Annotated in this window: 16 protein-coding genes; 7 read left to right on the forward strand and 9 right to left on the reverse strand. The window is 68.4% G+C overall.

Features of this window, described 5'->3' with window-relative positions:
• Positions 1 to 6: 6 nt before the first annotated feature.
• Positions 7 to 732, forward strand: a complete 726-nt coding sequence (locus R2707_17365) for a hypothetical protein (protein MEZ5246867.1) — start codon at positions 7 to 9, stop codon at positions 730 to 732.
• Between the two features lie 5 nt (positions 733 to 737).
• The gene (locus R2707_17370) at positions 738 to 1,565 is read left to right on the forward strand and encodes a transglutaminase family protein (protein ID MEZ5246868.1); all 828 of its coding nucleotides are present in this window, start codon (positions 738 to 740) and stop codon (positions 1,563 to 1,565) included.
• A 21-nt stretch (positions 1,566 to 1,586) separates the two neighbouring features.
• Here R2707_17370 and R2707_17375 read toward each other — a convergent pair whose 3' ends face one another.
• Positions 1,587 to 2,081 carry a DUF427 domain-containing protein gene (locus tag R2707_17375; protein MEZ5246869.1) on the reverse strand — a complete coding sequence of 165 codons (495 nt, stop codon included), beginning with the start codon at positions 2,079 to 2,081 and terminating at the stop codon, positions 1,587 to 1,589.
• A gap of 88 nt (positions 2,082 to 2,169) precedes the next feature.
• Here R2707_17375 and R2707_17380 point away from each other — a divergent pair, with 88 nt between their 5' ends.
• Both R2707_17380 and R2707_17385 read left to right on the forward strand, forming a co-directional pair.
• A complete protein-coding gene (locus R2707_17380; protein ID MEZ5246870.1) occupies positions 2,170 to 2,694 on the forward strand; it encodes a hypothetical protein in 525 nt (174 codons plus the stop codon).
• 17 nt (positions 2,695 to 2,711) lie between these two features.
• Positions 2,712 to 3,458, forward strand: a complete 747-nt coding sequence (locus tag R2707_17385) for an SDR family NAD(P)-dependent oxidoreductase (GenBank protein ID MEZ5246871.1) — start codon at positions 2,712 to 2,714, stop codon at positions 3,456 to 3,458.
• Between the two features lie 74 nt (positions 3,459 to 3,532).
• Here the strand turns inward: R2707_17385 and R2707_17390 are convergent, their stop codons facing one another.
• Positions 3,533 to 4,945 carry an FAD-binding oxidoreductase gene (locus R2707_17390; GenBank protein MEZ5246872.1) on the reverse strand — a complete coding sequence of 471 codons (1,413 nt, stop codon included), beginning with the start codon at positions 4,943 to 4,945 and terminating at the stop codon, positions 3,533 to 3,535.
• Positions 4,946 to 4,978: 33 nt separating this feature from the next.
• Between R2707_17390 and ppc the strand changes: the two genes are divergently transcribed.
• Positions 4,979 to 7,690 (forward strand): phosphoenolpyruvate carboxylase, encoded by a 2,712-nt coding sequence (gene ppc / locus R2707_17395; protein MEZ5246873.1) that lies wholly within the window; start codon positions 4,979 to 4,981, stop codon positions 7,688 to 7,690.
• A 24-nt stretch (positions 7,691 to 7,714) separates the two neighbouring features.
• Here ppc and R2707_17400 read toward each other — a convergent pair whose 3' ends face one another.
• Genes R2707_17400 through R2707_17425 form a run of 6 tightly spaced genes read right to left on the reverse strand, consistent with a single transcriptional unit; the run spans position 7,715 to position 12,885 of the window.
• Positions 7,715 to 8,548, reverse strand: a complete 834-nt coding sequence (locus R2707_17400; protein MEZ5246874.1) for a TauD/TfdA family dioxygenase — start codon at positions 8,546 to 8,548, stop codon at positions 7,715 to 7,717.
• Positions 8,545 to 9,066 carry a hypothetical protein gene (locus R2707_17405; protein MEZ5246875.1) on the reverse strand — a complete coding sequence of 174 codons (522 nt, stop codon included), beginning with the start codon at positions 9,064 to 9,066 and terminating at the stop codon, positions 8,545 to 8,547. The genes R2707_17400 and R2707_17405 overlap by 4 nt, the downstream gene beginning before the upstream one ends.
• 2 nt (positions 9,067 to 9,068) lie before the next feature.
• Positions 9,069 to 9,926, reverse strand: coding sequence for an amidohydrolase family protein (locus R2707_17410; protein MEZ5246876.1), 858 nt, complete (start codon positions 9,924 to 9,926; stop codon positions 9,069 to 9,071).
• On the reverse strand, positions 9,923 to 11,302 hold the full coding sequence (locus R2707_17415; GenBank protein MEZ5246877.1) for a hypothetical protein: 1,380 nt from the start codon (positions 11,300 to 11,302) through the stop codon (positions 9,923 to 9,925). The genes R2707_17410 and R2707_17415 overlap by 4 nt, the downstream gene beginning before the upstream one ends.
• 3 nt (positions 11,303 to 11,305) lie before the next feature.
• Complete coding sequence (locus tag R2707_17420; GenBank protein MEZ5246878.1) at positions 11,306 to 12,484, reverse strand: amidohydrolase family protein; 1,179 nt, start codon at positions 12,482 to 12,484, stop codon at positions 11,306 to 11,308.
• An 8-nt stretch (positions 12,485 to 12,492) separates the two neighbouring features.
• Positions 12,493 to 12,885, reverse strand: coding sequence for a cupin domain-containing protein (locus tag R2707_17425; GenBank protein ID MEZ5246879.1), 393 nt, complete (start codon positions 12,883 to 12,885; stop codon positions 12,493 to 12,495).
• A 67-nt stretch (positions 12,886 to 12,952) separates the two neighbouring features.
• Here R2707_17425 and R2707_17430 point away from each other — a divergent pair, with 67 nt between their 5' ends.
• Both R2707_17430 and R2707_17435 read left to right on the forward strand, forming a co-directional pair.
• Positions 12,953 to 13,435 carry a MarR family transcriptional regulator gene (locus R2707_17430; GenBank protein MEZ5246880.1) on the forward strand — a complete coding sequence of 161 codons (483 nt, stop codon included), beginning with the start codon at positions 12,953 to 12,955 and terminating at the stop codon, positions 13,433 to 13,435.
• Positions 13,436 to 13,489: 54 nt separating this feature from the next.
• Positions 13,490 to 14,671, forward strand: coding sequence for a hypothetical protein (locus R2707_17435; protein ID MEZ5246881.1), 1,182 nt, complete (start codon positions 13,490 to 13,492; stop codon positions 14,669 to 14,671).
• Here R2707_17435 and R2707_17440 read toward each other — a convergent pair.
• The gene (locus tag R2707_17440; protein MEZ5246882.1) at positions 14,636 to 16,153 is read right to left on the reverse strand and encodes a GGDEF domain-containing protein; all 1,518 of its coding nucleotides are present in this window, start codon (positions 16,151 to 16,153) and stop codon (positions 14,636 to 14,638) included. The two genes, R2707_17435 and R2707_17440, sit on opposite strands and share 36 nt — an antisense overlap.
• Positions 16,154 to 16,190 lie beyond the last annotated feature (37 nt).

A 16,190-nucleotide genomic window follows, 5' to 3' on the forward strand; every position in this document is an offset into this window, starting at 1 on the left:
GTTGGCGTGCAGCTCGACCGCGGACTGGTCTTCATGTCCGATACCCGCACCAATTCCGGTGTCGACAACGTCTCGGTCTTTCGGAAGATGCATCAATGGTCGGTGCCGGGTGAACGGGTCATCACCGTGCTGACCGCCGGAAATCTCGGGACGACACAGTCGGTCGTCAGCCTGCTCGACGAGCGCACCAAGGTGCCCGAGGATCGTCGGCCCTCGATCCTGGAGGTGCCGACGATGTTCCAGGTCGCGGAGTTGATCGGTGGACTGGTACGCGACACCATCGCCCGTCACCTCGACGGCGGCCAGCAGGCCGAGGCCAAGTTCAACGCGACCCTGATCGTCGGGGGCCAGATCGCAGGGATGCCACCTCGCCTGTTCCTGGTCTATCCGGAGGGCAACTTCATCGAGGCGAGCGCCGACACCCCGTTCATGCAGATCGGGGAGACGAAGTACGGGCGTCCGATCCTGCTGCGGGCCTATGACTCCTCGATGTCGTTCGAGGACGCGGCGAAGCTGCTGTTGGTGTCGTTCGACTCGACCATCAAGGCGAACCTCTCGGTCGGCGCCCCGCTCGATCTGTCGTACTACGAGACCGATTCGCTCGACCCGCAGCCGATCCTGCGGATCAACGGATCCGACGAGTACTTCTCGTCCATCTCCGAGAGCTGGGGTGACGCGCTGAAGCGAGCCTTCCAGTCGCTGCCCGACTTCGACTTCGGCAAGTACTGCTGAGCGCGATGAGCGCCCCCGTTGCCTTCGAGTCGTCCGAGCGTCGTCTCGTCAGTGCCCACATCGAGGCGACCGTGGTCGATCCCTCGACCCAGGCCCTCGCGATCGCGGTCGCCGACGGCTACACGCGAGAAGAATCGCTGATCGCCACCCTCGACGGTGTCCCGATCACGGTCGAGGAGGTGGCCGGCGCGCACGGCGGGCGGGTGCACCTGTTGCGCGATGTCGGGGTCGGTCGGCTCGTTGTCCACTATGAGGCGCGCGTCAGCGGAGAGCTCGCGCCGCCGCCGGTCGACGACGAGCAGTGGCTGCGCTACCTGCGACCGAGCCGGTACTGCGAGTCCGATCGGATGGGAGCATTCGCCCGGTCCGAGTTCGGCGGGTTGACGGCCGCGGGGCTCGTCTCGGTGATTCCCGACTGGGTTGCGGGTCGTGTGCGTTATGTGCCCGGAGTGTCGCGTCCCACCGACGGTGCGATCGCGACGATGATGGCCGGCGAGGGGGTCTGTCGCGACTTCGCCCACCTGACCGCCGCGCTCCTGCGCGCCAACGACGTCGCCGCTCGCGTCGTCTCGGTCTACGCGCCCGGTCTCTTCCCCATGGACTTCCATGCGGTCACCGAAGCCCTCGTCGACGGCCGGTGGGTCGTCATCGATCCGACCCGGTTGGCACCGCGACAGTCCCTCGTGCGGATCGCGACCGGTGCCGACGCGGCCGATACGGCCTTCCTGACCACCGTGGGCGGTCGGGTCGACCTGACCGGCATCGAGGTCACCGCCGTCGCCGACCCGGAGTTGCCCATCGACGACCTCGGTCGCCACGAGCCGCTGCGCTGAACGGCGTAGTTCCGGCGCCGCCTACCAGCCGTCCATTCCGGCGGAGCCCTTGAACGGTCCGGTCACCTTCGATGTCACCCAGCCGCCGTAGAAGGTGCCGGGTTGGGGCGTCACCTTCTCACCGCCGACCGAGCAGTCGACCAGGGCCGGATAGAACGAGATGTGGCCGGCGAGCGCCTCGTAGGGATGTGTGGGATCGAAGTACGCCCACGCCGCCCGCTCGACCCGCAGCGGGCCCACTTCGACGTCGAAATACGACGCCGAGCCCTTCCACTCACAGTAGGTCGTCCCCGCCAGCGGCCTGAGTGACCGGGTGTAGACGTCGTCGGGCGGGAGATACACCGTCGGCGGATGGTACGTCTCGAGGATGCGCAGTGCCGACGTGGTGTCGGCGATCAGGGTGCCGTTGAGCCACACCTGGACGCGACCGTCCAGCGGCTCGAGGCGCGGTGGGCGCGGGTAATCCCATGCGGACTCCTGGCCCGCCGCCGGTTCGATGCGTCGAGGGATGGACACATGGGATCTACGGAGTGCGCCGGCCGTTCGGATGCACCGCGCCGGCATCGGCGCACGCGGCCGTCGTCGATGGACAAGACTGGGTGCCATGAATCGCGCCCGTATCGGTCAACTCCTCTTGGTGTTCGGGATCGTGCTGGTCGGGGCCGGTGTCGTCGGATTGCTGAACGGCGGCGACGACTCCTCCGTCGCTGCCGGCCCTGTCACGACCCTGCCCTCGACGACCCTGCCCCCGACGACCCTGCCCCCGACGACTGCTGCGGTCGAGTCGGCGGCGGAGTTCTTCGTCGTGTTCAAGAGCGCATTCGACGAGGGCGACGTGGCGACACTCGTCCAACGTCTGAACGAGGCCACCCTGGAGCGCTACGGGGCCGACCAGTGCCAGACCTATGTGGCGTCGGTCGTCGGCAACGGGTTCGACGCGATGTTGACGTCCACCGGCGACGTCGCCGCGTGGGACTACGTCACCGACGGGGTCACCACCACGCTCACCGACGTGATCGCGGCCGACATCGAACGGGTGGTCAACGGCCAGACGGTGCCGCAGACCACCCACTGGCAGCTGGTCGACGGGCGCTACACCTGGTTCACCGATTGCGGTGCACCGCGCTGACGGAGCATCATCCTGCGATGCCTTCTCACACTCTGTCCGGTCGACGTGTCCTGGTGATCGGTGCATCGTCGGGAATCGGTGCCGCGACCGCGAAGGCGGTCGTCGCCGCAGGAGGTGATGTCACGGTCTCGGCCCGTCGGGAGGAGCTTCTTCGCGAGCTCGTCGACGAGATGGGTGCGGGGCACATCGCGGTGGGTGACGCGGCGGTCCGCGCCGATGCCGAACGCGTCGCGGCCTCGGCGGCCGAGGCCATGGGTGGCATCGACCTCATGATCTATGTCGCCGGCTACGGGCCGTTGCAGAAGATCGCCGAGTGCGATGTCGACGTGTGGACCGACGTCTACCGCGTCAATGTCGGCGGGGCGAACCTCGCCGCGGGCGCGGCGCTGGCGCACATGGATCGCAACGGTGTCTGCGCCTTCGTGTCGTCGCGCACGGTCGAGGACGCCAATCCGTTCTTCGGGGCCTACTCCGCGTCCAAGGCCGCACTCGACCAGTGCATCCGCGTGTGGCGTCTGGAACACCCCGCTCGGCGCTTCGTCCGCATCGTGATGGGCAACACCGGTCCGACCGACTTCGCCAACAACATGGGCGACATGGCGCTGCTCGGCGAGGCACTCGAGGAGTGGGGCCGCCACGGCATCCCCGGAGGGCTGATGGACGTCGACGATGTCGGCACCGCCATGGCCGATGCCCTCGCCCTCGTCCTCGATCACCCCGAGATCGACGCGTCCGAACTCAAGTTCGACGCCCGCCCGGTCTGAGAAAGTACGCCGGGGTCAGACACCCATACCTTCTGGTGTTCGACCCCGGCGAAGCTTCAGAAGACGGCGAGGCTTCAGAAGACCTTGCCGGGGTTGAGGATGCCGTTGGGATCGAACGCGGCCTTGATGCGACGCATCAGGGCGAGCTTGGCGGGATCCTCGAGGTGCAGCATGTGGTCGCGCTTGGCGAGGCCGATCCCGTGCTCGGCCGAGATGGTGCCCCCGAGATCCATCCCGGCCGCGAGGATCGCGGTCATCAGTGCCGATCGCTTCTCGTCGTCACCCTGGAACACCGAGAGGTGGACGTTGCCGTCGCCGGCGTGGCCCGCACCGGCCACCCAGGCGCCGTGCGATGCGGCGAGTGCGCCGACGGTGTCGAGGTACGCCGGAATCGACGAGCGGGGAACGACCACGTCGATGATGTCGTCGGCACCGTGCTCCTTGGCGACCCAGAAGGCCTTCTCCCGGGCTTCGAGCACCTGGCTTCCGGCGGCCGCCGGGAGCACATAGACGTCCATCGCGCCGGCGTCGCCGACGATGGCGCCGGCCTCCTCGATGTCGGCCTGTAGGCGATCCTCGTCTGCACTCTCGAGCACGATCAGCAGGTAGGCGAGGGCGTTCTCCTTGATCTCGTCGGGCATGCCGAGGTCGAGGCCGAGCGATTCGGACGTCGCGCTCATCGCCATCGCGTCGACGTACTCGAGCATGAGCGGGACGAGCCCCGCGTGGAGAATCGTCGGCACCGCTCCGGTGACCTCCGCCAGGGTCGCGAAGGGTGCCAGCAGGGTCGACTTGTGGGCCAGTCTCGGAACGACCTTGAGGGTCACCTCGGTGACGACTGCGAGTGTCCCCTCGGAACCGATGACGAGCTGTCCGATGTCGTAGCCGCTCGTGAACTTCACGAACTTGCCACCGCTGCGGATGATCTCACCGGTGGGTAGCACGGCTTCCATCCCGAGGACCTGATGGCGGGTGACGCCGTACTTCACGGCCCGCATGCCGCCCGCGTTGGTGGCGACGTTGCCGCCGAGCGATGCCGACTCCTCTCCGGGCAGGATCGGGTAGACGAGCCCGTGCGGGGCGAGCGCCTCGTCGAGTTGGCCGAGGGTGACACCGGGCTGGACGACGGCGACGTGGTTCGCCGTGTCGACCTCGAGGATGGCCGCCATCCGTTCCAGCGAAAGGAGGATTCCGTCGGCATCGGGGATCGCCGCGCCCGAGAGTCCGGTGCCGGCGCCCCGACACGTCACCGGCACCCGGAGCTCGTTGGCCAGCGTGAGGATCCGGCTGACCTCCTCGGTGCTCGTCGGCTTGACGACGACGGCGGGCATGACGGCATCGACGTTGATGCATTCGTCGTGGCTGTAGTCCTCGCCGATGGCATCGCCGATCAGCATCTGATCGGCGGAGAGGGCGAGGCGTTCGCACAGTTCCTTGATCTTGGTTTCCGGCTCGTGAAGTTGCGGGTCCGATGGTGCAGAGGCCATGCGAGACCATACGACGTGTGCGACAGTGCGGTCATGGCCGAACTCGAACCGGAACTCGACGCCCTCGATGCCGTGCTGCGCGCCGACATCCGTCGACTCGGCGCCCAGCTCGGCGAGGCGCTCGTCCGGCAACACGGGCAGCGACTGCTGGACCGTGTCGAACAGGTGCGGGCCATCGCCCGTGAGCTCCGTCGTGAGCAGGCGTCGACCACCGAGTTGGTCGCGGCCCTCGCCGACGTCGAGCTCATCGATGCGATCCATCTCGTGCGGGCGTTCACCGTCTACTTCCATCTGGCCAACACCGCCGAGCAGGTGCACCGGGTCGACGAGCTGAAATCGGCGAGGTCCCAGGATCGCCGGTTCCCCGAAACGGTCGCTCGGCTTCGTGCCCTCGGCCACCCCGACGGCGAGATCCTCGATGCCGCGGACTCGCTCGATCTCCGCCCGGTGTTCACCGCGCATCCCACCGAGGCGTCGCGCCGGTCCATCCTCGACAAGCTGGCCGAGATCGCGATGCTCATCGAGCAGCGGGCCGACGCCCGCGACGGCGACACCGAGCGGCGCCGGATCGACCGACGGGTCGACGAACTCGTCGATGCCATCTGGTTGACCGACGAACTCCGCCGGGCCCAGCCGTCACCGGAGGACGAGGCCCGGTCGATTCTCTACTTCGTCGGCGAGATGGTGGTCGACGGCCTGCCCGAGCTCCTCGCCGACGTCGATGCCGCCCTCGAGGATCTCGGCGGTGGGCTGGGCGACAGCGTGCCGGTGCGGTTCGGCTCGTGGGTCGGCGGCGACCGCGACGGAAACCCCAACGTCACTCCGGCGACGACGGTCGACGTGCTCGAGTTCCAGCGGTCACGCGCCCTGCGGATTCTGATCGCCGAGATCGAGGGGCTCTCGGCGGAACTGTCGGTCGGCACGGCTGTGACCCACGTGTCGCCGGAGCTGCTCGCCCGCCTCGACGACGACCATCTTCGGTTTCCGTCGGTCACCGCCCGCTTCCGCACGCTCAGTGCCGGTGAGCCCTACCGTCAGCGCTGTGCCGTCATCCACGAACGGCTGTTGCGCACCGTCGGCGACAGCGCCGGGCCCTACGCCTACGACCGTCCGGAGGAGCTGCTCGCCGATCTCGACGAGGTGGCGACGTCGCTCGCCGATCACGGCGGAGCCCTACTGGCGAGAGGTCGGGTGGCCCGGGTGCGGCGCCTCGTCTCGACGATCGGCTTCCATCTCGCGACGCTCGACATCCGCCAGCACGCGTTGGTGCACCACGAGGCCCTGACCGAACTGTTCGCCGATCTCGGGGTGGACTACGCCGCCCTCGACCGCTCGGCCCGCAGCGCGCTGCTGGCCGACGAGCTCGCCGGGCGACGTCCGCTCGCTCCGCCGTCGGGCACGCGGTCGGCGACCCTGGAGCTCTTCTCGGTGATTCGCGACGGGCTCGACCGGGGCGGCCCCGACGTGATGAAGAGCTACATCATCTCGATGACGCAGGGCGTCGACGACGTTCTCGCCCCCGCGGTGCTCGCCCGCGAGGTCGGTTTGGTCGACATCCCGGCCGGGGTCGCCCGCGTCGGGTTCGTGCCCCTGTTCGAGACCATCGACGATCTCCGCTCCATCGGCACCGTCCTGCGGGACCTGCTCGCGGTTCCCGCCTATCGGCGTCTCGTCGAGCTCCGCGGCGACGTGCAGGAGGTGATGGTCGGCTACTCGGATTCGAACAAGGACGGCGGCATCACCACGTCGCAATGGGAGATCCACAAGGCGCTGCGGGAGATCGCCGCCGTCTCCGAGGAGACGGGAATCCGGATCATGGTCTTCCATGGTCGCGGTGGCACCGTCGGTCGGGGTGGCGGCCCGACCAATTCGGCGATCCTCGGCCAGCCGGCCGGCTCCGTGAACGGCGCGATGAAGATCACCGAGCAGGGCGAGGTGATCGCCGACAAGTACGGGTTGCCCCGCCTCGCCCAACGCAACCTCGATCTCGCGCTCTCAGCGGTGCTCGAAGCGACGGTCGCGCACCGGGTGCCGCGCAACGACCCGGCCACGGTCGCGGAATGGAACGCGGTGATGGAGCTGATGTCGGGAGCGGCCTTCGCCGCCTATCGCGAGTTCCTCGAACGACCGGGTCTCGTCGAGTACTTCACGACCTCGACCCCGGTCGAGGAGTTGGCGGCGATGAACATCGGCTCGCGTCCGTCACGGCGCACGACGACCGGGGCGGGCCTCGACGGGCTTCGGGCGATCCCGTGGGTCTTCGGTTGGACCCAGTCCCGCCAGATCATCCCCGGCTGGTACGGCGTCGGAACCGCGCTCGCCGCGGCCCGCGCCGCAGGGCATGGCGACACGCTCGCGGCGATGTTCGCCGAGTGGCAGTTCTTCGGCACGTTCCTGTCCAACGTGGAGATGACCCTGGCCAAGACCGACCTCGCGATCGCTCGCAACTATGTCGACCGTCTCGTCGACCCGTCGCTGCACCACCTCTTCGACGCAGTGGTCGAGGAGCACGATCGCACCGTCGCCGAACTCACCGCGCTGACCGGTGGCGACCTGCTGGCCGATCTCCCGGTCCTGAAGCGCACCCTCGCCGTTCGTGACGTCTACCTCGACCCCATCAATCTCCTGCAGGTCGAACTGCTGGCCCGCAGCCGAGCCGCCGACCCGGCCGACGCCGATCGCCTCCAGCGCGCCCTGCTGTTGACCGTCAACGGTGTCGCCGCCGGCCTGAGAAACACCGGCTGAAGCAGTGCCGGTGTCAGACACCCGCTACAGATCGGGCCCCTGCGGAGCTTCGCCGGTGATCGTCAGCCGGTGCATGACCCGACGGGACGTGTAGTCCGGCACCGCGTAGTGCTGCACGGCCCGGTTGTCCCACATCGCGAGGTCGCCTTCGGACCAGCGGTGGCGGCACTGGAGCGCCGGTGAGCTGATGTGGGCGTAGAGCATCGGGAGCAGCGCCGCCGACTCCGACGCGGTCAGCCCGTCGATCTTCGTCGTGAAGTTGCCGTTGACGAACAGGGCGGTGCGGCCCGTTTCGGGATGGACGCGGGCGATCGGGTGGTGCACCGGCGGGTACGCGGCCTGCATGGCACCGAGGTCGGCGTCGCTGTTGCCGTCGGCGATGGCCCGGGTGAGCGTTTTCGTCAGGTCGTGGGTGGCGGTCAGTCCCGAGAGCAGCGTCTGCATGGCGGGCGACAGCGCGTCCCACGCCGCGTACATGTCGGCGAAGCAGGTGTCGCCGCCCATCGGCGGAAGGAGCACCGACTGCAGGATCGTGTAGGACGGCGGGCAGGCGACATAGGTGTTGTCGGTGTGCCAGGCGTCGGCGCCCTCACCCTTCGGGGCGTTCTGATCGAGGACGGTCATCTCGGGATGGTCCGGGTGTTTCGGCCCGAATGCGGCGACATCGATCTCGCCCATCCGGCGGGCGAACGCGAGATGGTCGGCGGGCTCGAGGTTCTGGTCGGCGAAGAAGAGGACCCTGTGCTCCGCGATGGCCGTACGGATCGCATCCAGGTCGGCGTCGGTCGCGTCGGCGAGCGAGAGGCCGGTCACGCGGGCCCCGAGCCCCGGCGTCACGCGATCGATCGAGAGGCTCACGGGTACTCACCGATGCTGCGGAGGTGGGCCTCGACACCCTCGGCCACCGCGGCGCCGAGGGCGGCGTCGACCGCATCGGCGACCTCGGCCCCGCCGGCATGGCGCAACATGTCGGGCAGGCGGTGTCGGAGCTGACCGAGCGTCCACGGGACGACGGGACCGTGGGCCACGGTGTCGTAGAAGACGAGAGTGTTGGTTCCCGCCGCCTTGTCGACGTAGTGGTAGTGCGGTTCGTCGACGAACATGTCGAAGCGGACGAACTCGTGGTCGTCGGCGACGCTCACGACGTGGATCGACACGCCCTCGTCGGTGAACCCGCCCTCGGGCGACGCGGCCTCGAGCTCGGCGAGATGCTCGGAGTCGGCGTAGATCTTCTCGAGTGCCTGCGGGTCGACCTTGCGGTACTCGATGCCCACCCGCAGCGGACCCATGTCGAGCCAGTCGGTGCTGGCGGGGTCGGGCGGTGCCGGTGGGATGTCGTAGGTCGTGCCGACCCTCGACGCGGCGGGGTTGGTCATGTTCAGCCTCCTACTCGGGCGGGGATGCGGGTGAAGATGCGACGAGCGTTGCCCTGACGAAGAGCTTCCTTGGTCGCGGCGGCCACGTCGAGTGCGTCGAGCTGCGACTGCACGTGGAGATGGCCGGTGAGCGGATACCCGGTCCCGAACAGGACCTTGTCGGCGCCGGCGCCTCGCACGAAGTCGAGGAACTCGTCGCTCCATCGCCGCGGAGGGTGCGTGGCGGTGCCGATGCACACGTTGTGGTGGGTGGTGGCCATCCCGATCGTCTCGGTCAACCAGGGGATGCCGAGGTGGGAGAGGACGAACTCGACGGAGGGGAACCGGGTGGCGGGTCCAGCGATCGCGTGAGGGTGCCCGAGTTCGTGGACGCGGTGGCCGCCGGATCGCCCGGCCTGCACGACGAACGGCACCCCGTGGGTCGCGGCGAGCTCGTAGTAGGGATCGAACACGGCGTCGTCGAACGTGTGGTCCCGGCTGTGCGTGTGGTTGTGCAGCCCGACGCACCAGGCCGAGTGGAGCGCCTCGTCGGCGGCGGCGATGTCGCCGGGACGGTCGGGGTCGACACTGAACATCCCGACGAAGCGCCCCGGGTGGGCGGCCGCGAGCTGATGGATCTCGGTGGGCCGCAGCGCGTAGTGGGCGAACTCGTCGAGCGCGGCCCCGGCGGGAAGGTCGCACACGGGCATGACCAGCGTGGCGACGGCGGCCTGGTTCATCCGGGCGACCATCCCGGCGGCATCGACGAAGGCGTCGGCGTCTCGGGCCCCCAGCTTGATGGTGAGTCCGTCCTGCTCGATCACCTGTTGCCACAGTGGTGCACGGTCGGGCGTGAACGCGTTGCACCAGTAGTCGATCACCGCAGGTCCTCGAAGCGGATGAGCTTGGCGACCGAACCGAAGCCGGTGAGCGTGTCGAGTTCCCCGGGGGCGACGATCTCGACGCCGATCTTGACGCCGACGACCTGGTGGAGGCGCTCGGCCGCGGCATCGCGCACCGACGCGAACTCGGCCTCCGGTCGGTCGCTCACGACGAGGACGGTCATCTCGTCGCGGTTGGCGACCCGGGTGGCCCGCACGAAGTAGTCGTCGGTCACCCCGTCGACGGCAGTGACGATCTCGCCGAGCGCCTCGGGCCAGACGTTGACACCTCGGAGCTTCACCATGTTGTCGCCCCGGCCGGCGAACGGCGCCATCTTGCGCAACCAGCTACCGCACGCACATCGCCCCGCGGGCAGCAGGGTCGAGAGGTCCATGATGTTGTAGCGGAACTGGGGGCTACCGGTCTTGTAGATCTCGGTGATGCAGACGGAGCCCTGCTCACCCTCGGGGAGCGGCTCGCCGGTCTCGACGTCGACGATCTGCACGACGAAGGCGTCTTCGAAGATGTGCATGCCGCCGCCCGCCGGACATTCGATCGCCACCCACTGGACCTCGTGGAAGCCGTAGCTGTCGTAAACGGGGAGACCGAAGGTGTCGTGGAGCCGCTGCTTGTCGCCGATGTTGGGCAGGGCCGTGAGCTTGAGGTCGGTCGCCGGATCGAGGCCCATCTCGCGGGCCGTGTCGGCGAGATGCAGGAGATAGTCGCCGGTGGTGAGTATCGCCTTGGCCTCGTACTGCACGGCCAACTCGATCTGCTTGCGGGTCGGGGTGACGTTGCCCGTGCCGGTGGTGAGCACGACACAGTTGAGCCAGCGGTAGAGCGCCTCGTCCATGGCGTGGGCGCCGTTGTGGGTCGAGTACGCCCACGCGTTGATCACCACGTCACCCGGCTGGATGCCCTGCATGTGCAGCGCCCGGGCCATGAGGATGGCACCGGCCTCGCGGTCCCATGCGGTGTACAGCGTGGGTCGTGACGCGCCGGTGGTGCCACCCGACATGTAGACCCGCATCGGCTGGTCGAGCGCCTGGTCGACGGTCACACCCTGGTAGTCGCCGTAGGGCGGGTCGTTCTCGATCGACTGTCGGATGTCGTCGACCGTGTACGACGGGAACCGGTGGAGGTCGTCGATGGACGCGATGTCGTCGGGGCCGACCCCGGCCGCGTCCCATCGACGCCGGAAGAACGGTACCTCGTAGGCGGTCCGGGCCCGGGCCTTGAGCCGCTCGAGCTGCTTCGCCGCGATCGTGTCGGGATCGTCGAGATACGCGCTGGTGAGGTATTCCGGCGGCGGAGGGAGCTGGGCGGTGAGGGCCGCATAGTCCACGGCCTCGTGCGGCCGTCGGAACCCGCTCATCGGCTAGGCCGATTCCAGCTCGGTGGCCTCGTGGAACTCCGTCGGCAGCATCTCGTCGGGGAAGCGGTAGAGGTCGACGGCGTTGTCCCACATGATCTTGCGCTTGCTCTCCTCGCTGATCAGATCGGGTTCGAGGTCGAGGAAGTGCTGGACCGTGCCGGGGTACTTCGAGTCGGGGTGGGGGAAGTCGCTCTCCCAGACGATGCGGTCGTCGCCGAGCCAGCGGATGACATCGGCCACGAACGGATCTTCGCACTCGGTGCTGATCCAGCAGTTGCGTTTGAAGTACTCGGTGGCGTTCATGGTGAGTTCGGGGAACTCCCAGGCGCCGGCCATCTCGAGGTGCTCGTCGATGCGGTGCAACCAGCTGGGGAGCCAGCCGCAGCCGGCCTCCATGTAGGCGGTGCGCAAGCGGGGGAAGCGCTCGAACACACCGTTGACGATCATCGACAGGCACGCGTTCTGGGCCTCGTGGGCGTGCACGACGGTGTGCCATTCGGTGAACGTGTCGAAGCGGTCGACGCCCTCGGTCTGGGCGTTGAGGCCCATGAACTCGTGGGTGGCGAACGCACAGTCGAGTTCCTGGAGCAGCTCGTAGATCGGGTCGTAGTAGCGGTCGCCGAGGTTGCGGTGGTTCGTGTAGCCGGGGCGGGTCCAGAAGCAGCGAATGCCCAGCTCGTCGTGGGCGTACTGGATCTCCTCGACGGCACGGCCCACGTCGTTGAGGGGCACCGGGCCGCTGGTGATCACGCGACCGTCGGAGCTCTCGCGCATGTCGGCCCCCCAGCGGTTGTAGGCGCGGGCCATCGCGGCCTGGAGCTCGGGGTCGATGCCGCTGAGCCACATGTCGTACTCGGGGCCGTAGATGACGCAGAAGTCGATCCCGTCGACGGCGAGGGCGTTCGCCACGCGATCGCCGGTGAACCCCTCGAGCACGATGTCGCCGTACTGCTCGATCATGTCCTCGGTGGTCCACCCGATCGCCTTCTGGAACTGGCCGTAGAGCGAGGTCGTGTGCTGACTCCAGCGCCCGTCGACGGTGACCGGGTTGTAGGTGTCGAGCCCGGCCGGCGCCTTGCGGTCGAGTCGGTGCCGGTACTTCTCGGGCAGATAGGTCTGCCAGAGGTCGGCCGGGTAGATGACGTGGGCGTCGGCGTCGAACACCTTGAATCCGTGGCGCATGGTTGCTCCTAGCTCTGGGCGTTGAAGTCGGTTGCGGCATCGGCGGCCCGGACGACGAGGAAGCGCACGCCCTCGTCGCCGACCGTGAAGCCGTAGAGATGATCGGCGGGAATCACGACGGTGTCGCCGGCGCCGAGGACCGTGCCGTCGCTGACGTGGAGACTGCCCTCAAGGATCGTCATGTGTTCGCTGATGTCGTGGGTGTGGGGTGGGACCTCGAAGCCGGGCGGCATCTCGGAGATGTGGCTGTGGAAACCGTGTTGGCCCGTGGTGAGGCGGCTACGGCGGGCGCCGACATCATCGGCCTCGGCGGCAAGGGCGGCGACCTCGGCCTTCTGATCCGCCTTCGTCTCCCACTCGAGTGAAGCCAGGTGGCGAACGATCGGTCCCGCTGTGGTCATGTCGGTGTCCCCATGCGGCAAGGATTGTCTATATACAGACATTCTGCAAGTAGACTATTCTGCGCGCATGACCGCCGATCTGCCGGACTACGTCCTCGACCCGTCGCCGCTGGCGCTGTTCACCCGTCTGCAGCGGGTCGGCCTGCATCTCGAGCGGCTCCAGGGGGAGTCCATGGCCGAGATCGACATGACGTTCGCCGACTACACGTTGTTGGCGACGCTGCACCGTGAGCCGACTCCGCACGCGTTGCCCGTGAGCCGGCTCGCGGAGCTGGTGCTCCGTCCGATGGGCAGCATCACACAGGTCGTCGACCGTCTGGAGCGCAGTGGGTTCGTGGCCCGACGACTCGATCCCGACGACCGCCGCCGTGTCCTGATCGAGCTCACCGATGCCGGCGTCGACATCGCGGCGCGCGGCGACAAGGCCTACCGGGTGGCCCGTGAGCGGGTGCTGGCCTCGCTGCCCGCCGCCGATGTCGGCCGGATCGACGAGGCTGTCACCGTGATGCTCCTCGCCCTCGAAACCGACCAAGAACGTATGGGTGTCTGACCCCAGAAGGTATGGGTGTCTGACCCCAGAAGGTATGGAGTTAGCGTCGGGGGTGTGGAGTCGGCCGCCGATCAGATCGCTGCGCTGTGCGAGCGGGTGCTGCGCCAGAATTGGCGCGAGGGGGAACAGGACGGGCGCTCCTACGGGTTCAGTTCGCCCTCCCCGGGCCGCTACGACTGGCAGTGGTACTGGGACTCGTGCTTCCACGCCATCATCTGGCGTCGGCTCGATCCGGCGAGGTCCCGACTCGAGCTCGAGACGCTGCTCGACTCGTCGGTCGACGGCTTCATCGGCCACATCACGTTCCTCGGCCGTCCGCTCAACCTCGAGCGGGCCATCCGCTACAACGTCGCCACCCGTCACGCCCCCAACACGAGCACCATCCAGCCGCCGCTGTTGGCGTGGGCGTGGTCGATCGCAGTGGGTGACCCGGCGGTCGAGCCGCGCATCGTCGAGCACCACGAATGGCTTCGGGCCCATCGCGACCTCGGGGGCGACAACCTCCTGTGGTTGATCCAGCCCGACGAGTCGGGCCTCGACGCCTCGCCCAAGTTCGACCACGTCTGGGGATGGCGGGCGCAGGGTCGGCGGCTGTTCCCGACGCTGATCCACGGCAACCGGCGCCGCGGCTTCGACGCCCACCGCATCGAGGCCGACGGGCGTCCCGTGGTCTGCGAGGTCGTCACCAACGTGTTGTGGTCGCTCTCGGAACAGGCGATGGGCAACCCGTCGCCGACGCCGGCGCTCGTCGACCGCCTCTGGAACGAGGATCTCGGCCGCTTCCTGGACGACGTCCGTCATCCGGTGCGCGACGTGTCGCCCGGCGATGTGCCGTTCACCTGGGACACCCTCGCCCCGCTCGCGCTGCCCGATCTCCCCGAAGCGATCGGGCACCGGCTGGTCCGCGAGACCCTGCTCGCGCCGGGGTTCTGGGACGGGGTACCCCTCCCGTCGGTGGCGCTCGACGATCCGGCTCACACCACCCGTGATCACTACTGGGGGCTGCGCCGCTACTGGCGGGGCCCTTCGTGGGTCAATGCGGCGTGGTTCGTGTGGATGGGACTGCGCCGACTCGGCTACGAGTCCGAGGCCGACGACCTGCGGGATCGCCTCGTCGCCGTGGTGCTGCGGGAAGGCCTGCGCGAGTACTACGACGCCCGGACCGGTGCAGGCATGGGGGCCGTCGACTTCGGGTGGTCCTCACTCGTGTGGGAGATGGTGGACCCGCACGGGTGAACTCCGGTCGGACCCCTCGATGTGGATCGAGCCTCGCCCGTTCGCCTTCGCGGTGTAGAGGGCGTCGTCGGCGATCGCCATGAGGCCCTCCAACGTGCTGTCGCCGCGGTCGACCGCGATGCCCATCGTCGCATCGACCGTCAGGTTGCCGATCGGCAGCGCGTAGTTGTCGCGAATCGCCGCGCCCAGACGTTCGGCGGCCCGAACCGCCTCGTCCACGTCTCGCACGGTCATCACCGCGACGAACTCGTCGCCGCCGTGACGCACCAGGAGGTCGCGATCGCGCACGGCGTCGCGGAGTCGGCGAGCGACGATCTTGAGCACCTCGTCACCGACGAGGTGACCGTGGGTGTCGTTGATCTCCTTGAAGCGGTCGAGGTCGATGACGACGACGGCCCGCAGCCGCCGGCCGCGCCGGGCCGCGTCGCCGATCTGTGTGATGCCGGTCTCGAGGGCACGGCGGTTGCCCAGTCCCGTCAGGGGATCGTTGCGGGCCTGGTCGGTCAGGGACCGGGTGAGCCGGTCGTTCTCGGCCAGGAGCGCGATCACCCGAAGTGACAGCGCGGCCAGCAGAATCACGGCGCCCACGAGCCGCCCCGTCCCCGGGTCGGTCGTGATGATCGCCGTCGCGGCCAGACCGAGCGGGAGCACCGTCAGGAGGGCGTGCCATCGCACGTTGCGTCGCCGGGGGGTCAGTTCGTCGTCGGTCGTGGCGAGCGCCCCGAATGCGAGGATGCCGATACCGAGGGTCCACAGGTAGTCCCACCACGACCCGAAACGCAGCGTCCCCTCGTAGAAGAAGCGGATGTGGAACACGCCGGCTGCGCTCGCGATCGCCCCGCCGATGCCGAGGAACCACAGTGCGATGCGACCGCGGCCCGCCGTGTGCGGGATGATCACGAGCACGCTGGTGCTGAGCGCGATGGTGCTGACCGCGAAGCTGAGATGGAGCACCCGAGCGATGCTCGTCGGGCCGTCGGCCGACCACAGCGGGTCGATCGTCCACGGCCACACGGCGATCACGAGAGCGGTGGTCACCCACAACGAGTCGGCGGCGGTGCGCAACGACGCCATCCCCGGCAGTGCCGGCGCACTGAGCGCGATGACCGCCGCCCAGAATCCGAGCGAGGCAATGACGCCGAAGTCGAGCGCGATGCTGAGCGACCCGTCGGTGCCCTCCGGATCGATCGCGAACAGCAATGTCGTCGTGGCGAAGCTCATGACGACCAGGATCCACGCGACGCGGTGGGCGCCCCGACCGTTGCGGGCGCACGAGACCGACACCGCCATGACGATGAGGGCGAGGGCGATGAACGACAGGTGTGAGATCGCGTCGTCGGTCTCCTGTCCCAGCGGCAGGGCGTACAGCACCGCCGTCCCGATCATGATCGCGCCCGTCAACACGAGGATCAGTCGCCGCGTCCGGCTTCCCTCGTGGGCAAGGAGATCGAGCGTGTCGGCACGCCAACCGGCGACGGTCATCGCTCCCTATCGGCGAATCGGCTCACGATCGTAGGAC

This window comes from Acidimicrobiales bacterium, from assembly GCA_041394245.1.
Lineage (GTDB): Bacteria > Actinomycetota > Acidimicrobiia > Acidimicrobiales > Aldehydirespiratoraceae > JAJRXC01.

Coding starts and splice junctions, on each gene's coding strand:
- R2707_17390 (MEZ5246872.1), bottom strand. CDS start 4,945: ATGGCCTCTGCACCATCGGACCCGCAACTTCACGAGCCGGAAACCAAG.
- R2707_17405 (MEZ5246875.1), bottom strand. CDS start 9,066: ATGACCAACCCCGCCGCGTCGAGGGTCGGCACGACCTACGACATCCCA.
- R2707_17415 (MEZ5246877.1), bottom strand. CDS start 11,302: ATGAGCGGGTTCCGACGGCCGCACGAGGCCGTGGACTATGCGGCCCTC.
- R2707_17385 (MEZ5246871.1), top strand. CDS start 2,712: ATGCCTTCTCACACTCTGTCCGGTCGACGTGTCCTGGTGATCGGTGCA.
- R2707_17440 (MEZ5246882.1), bottom strand. CDS start 16,153: ATGACCGTCGCCGGTTGGCGTGCCGACACGCTCGATCTCCTTGCCCAC.
- R2707_17430 (MEZ5246880.1), top strand. CDS start 12,953: ATGACCGCCGATCTGCCGGACTACGTCCTCGACCCGTCGCCGCTGGCG.
- R2707_17380 (MEZ5246870.1), top strand. CDS start 2,170: ATGAATCGCGCCCGTATCGGTCAACTCCTCTTGGTGTTCGGGATCGTG.
- R2707_17370 (MEZ5246868.1), top strand. CDS start 738: ATGAGCGCCCCCGTTGCCTTCGAGTCGTCCGAGCGTCGTCTCGTCAGT.
- ppc (MEZ5246873.1), top strand. CDS start 4,979: ATGGCCGAACTCGAACCGGAACTCGACGCCCTCGATGCCGTGCTGCGC.
- R2707_17425 (MEZ5246879.1), bottom strand. CDS start 12,885: ATGACCACAGCGGGACCGATCGTTCGCCACCTGGCTTCACTCGAGTGG.
- R2707_17420 (MEZ5246878.1), bottom strand. CDS start 12,484: ATGCGCCACGGATTCAAGGTGTTCGACGCCGACGCCCACGTCATCTAC.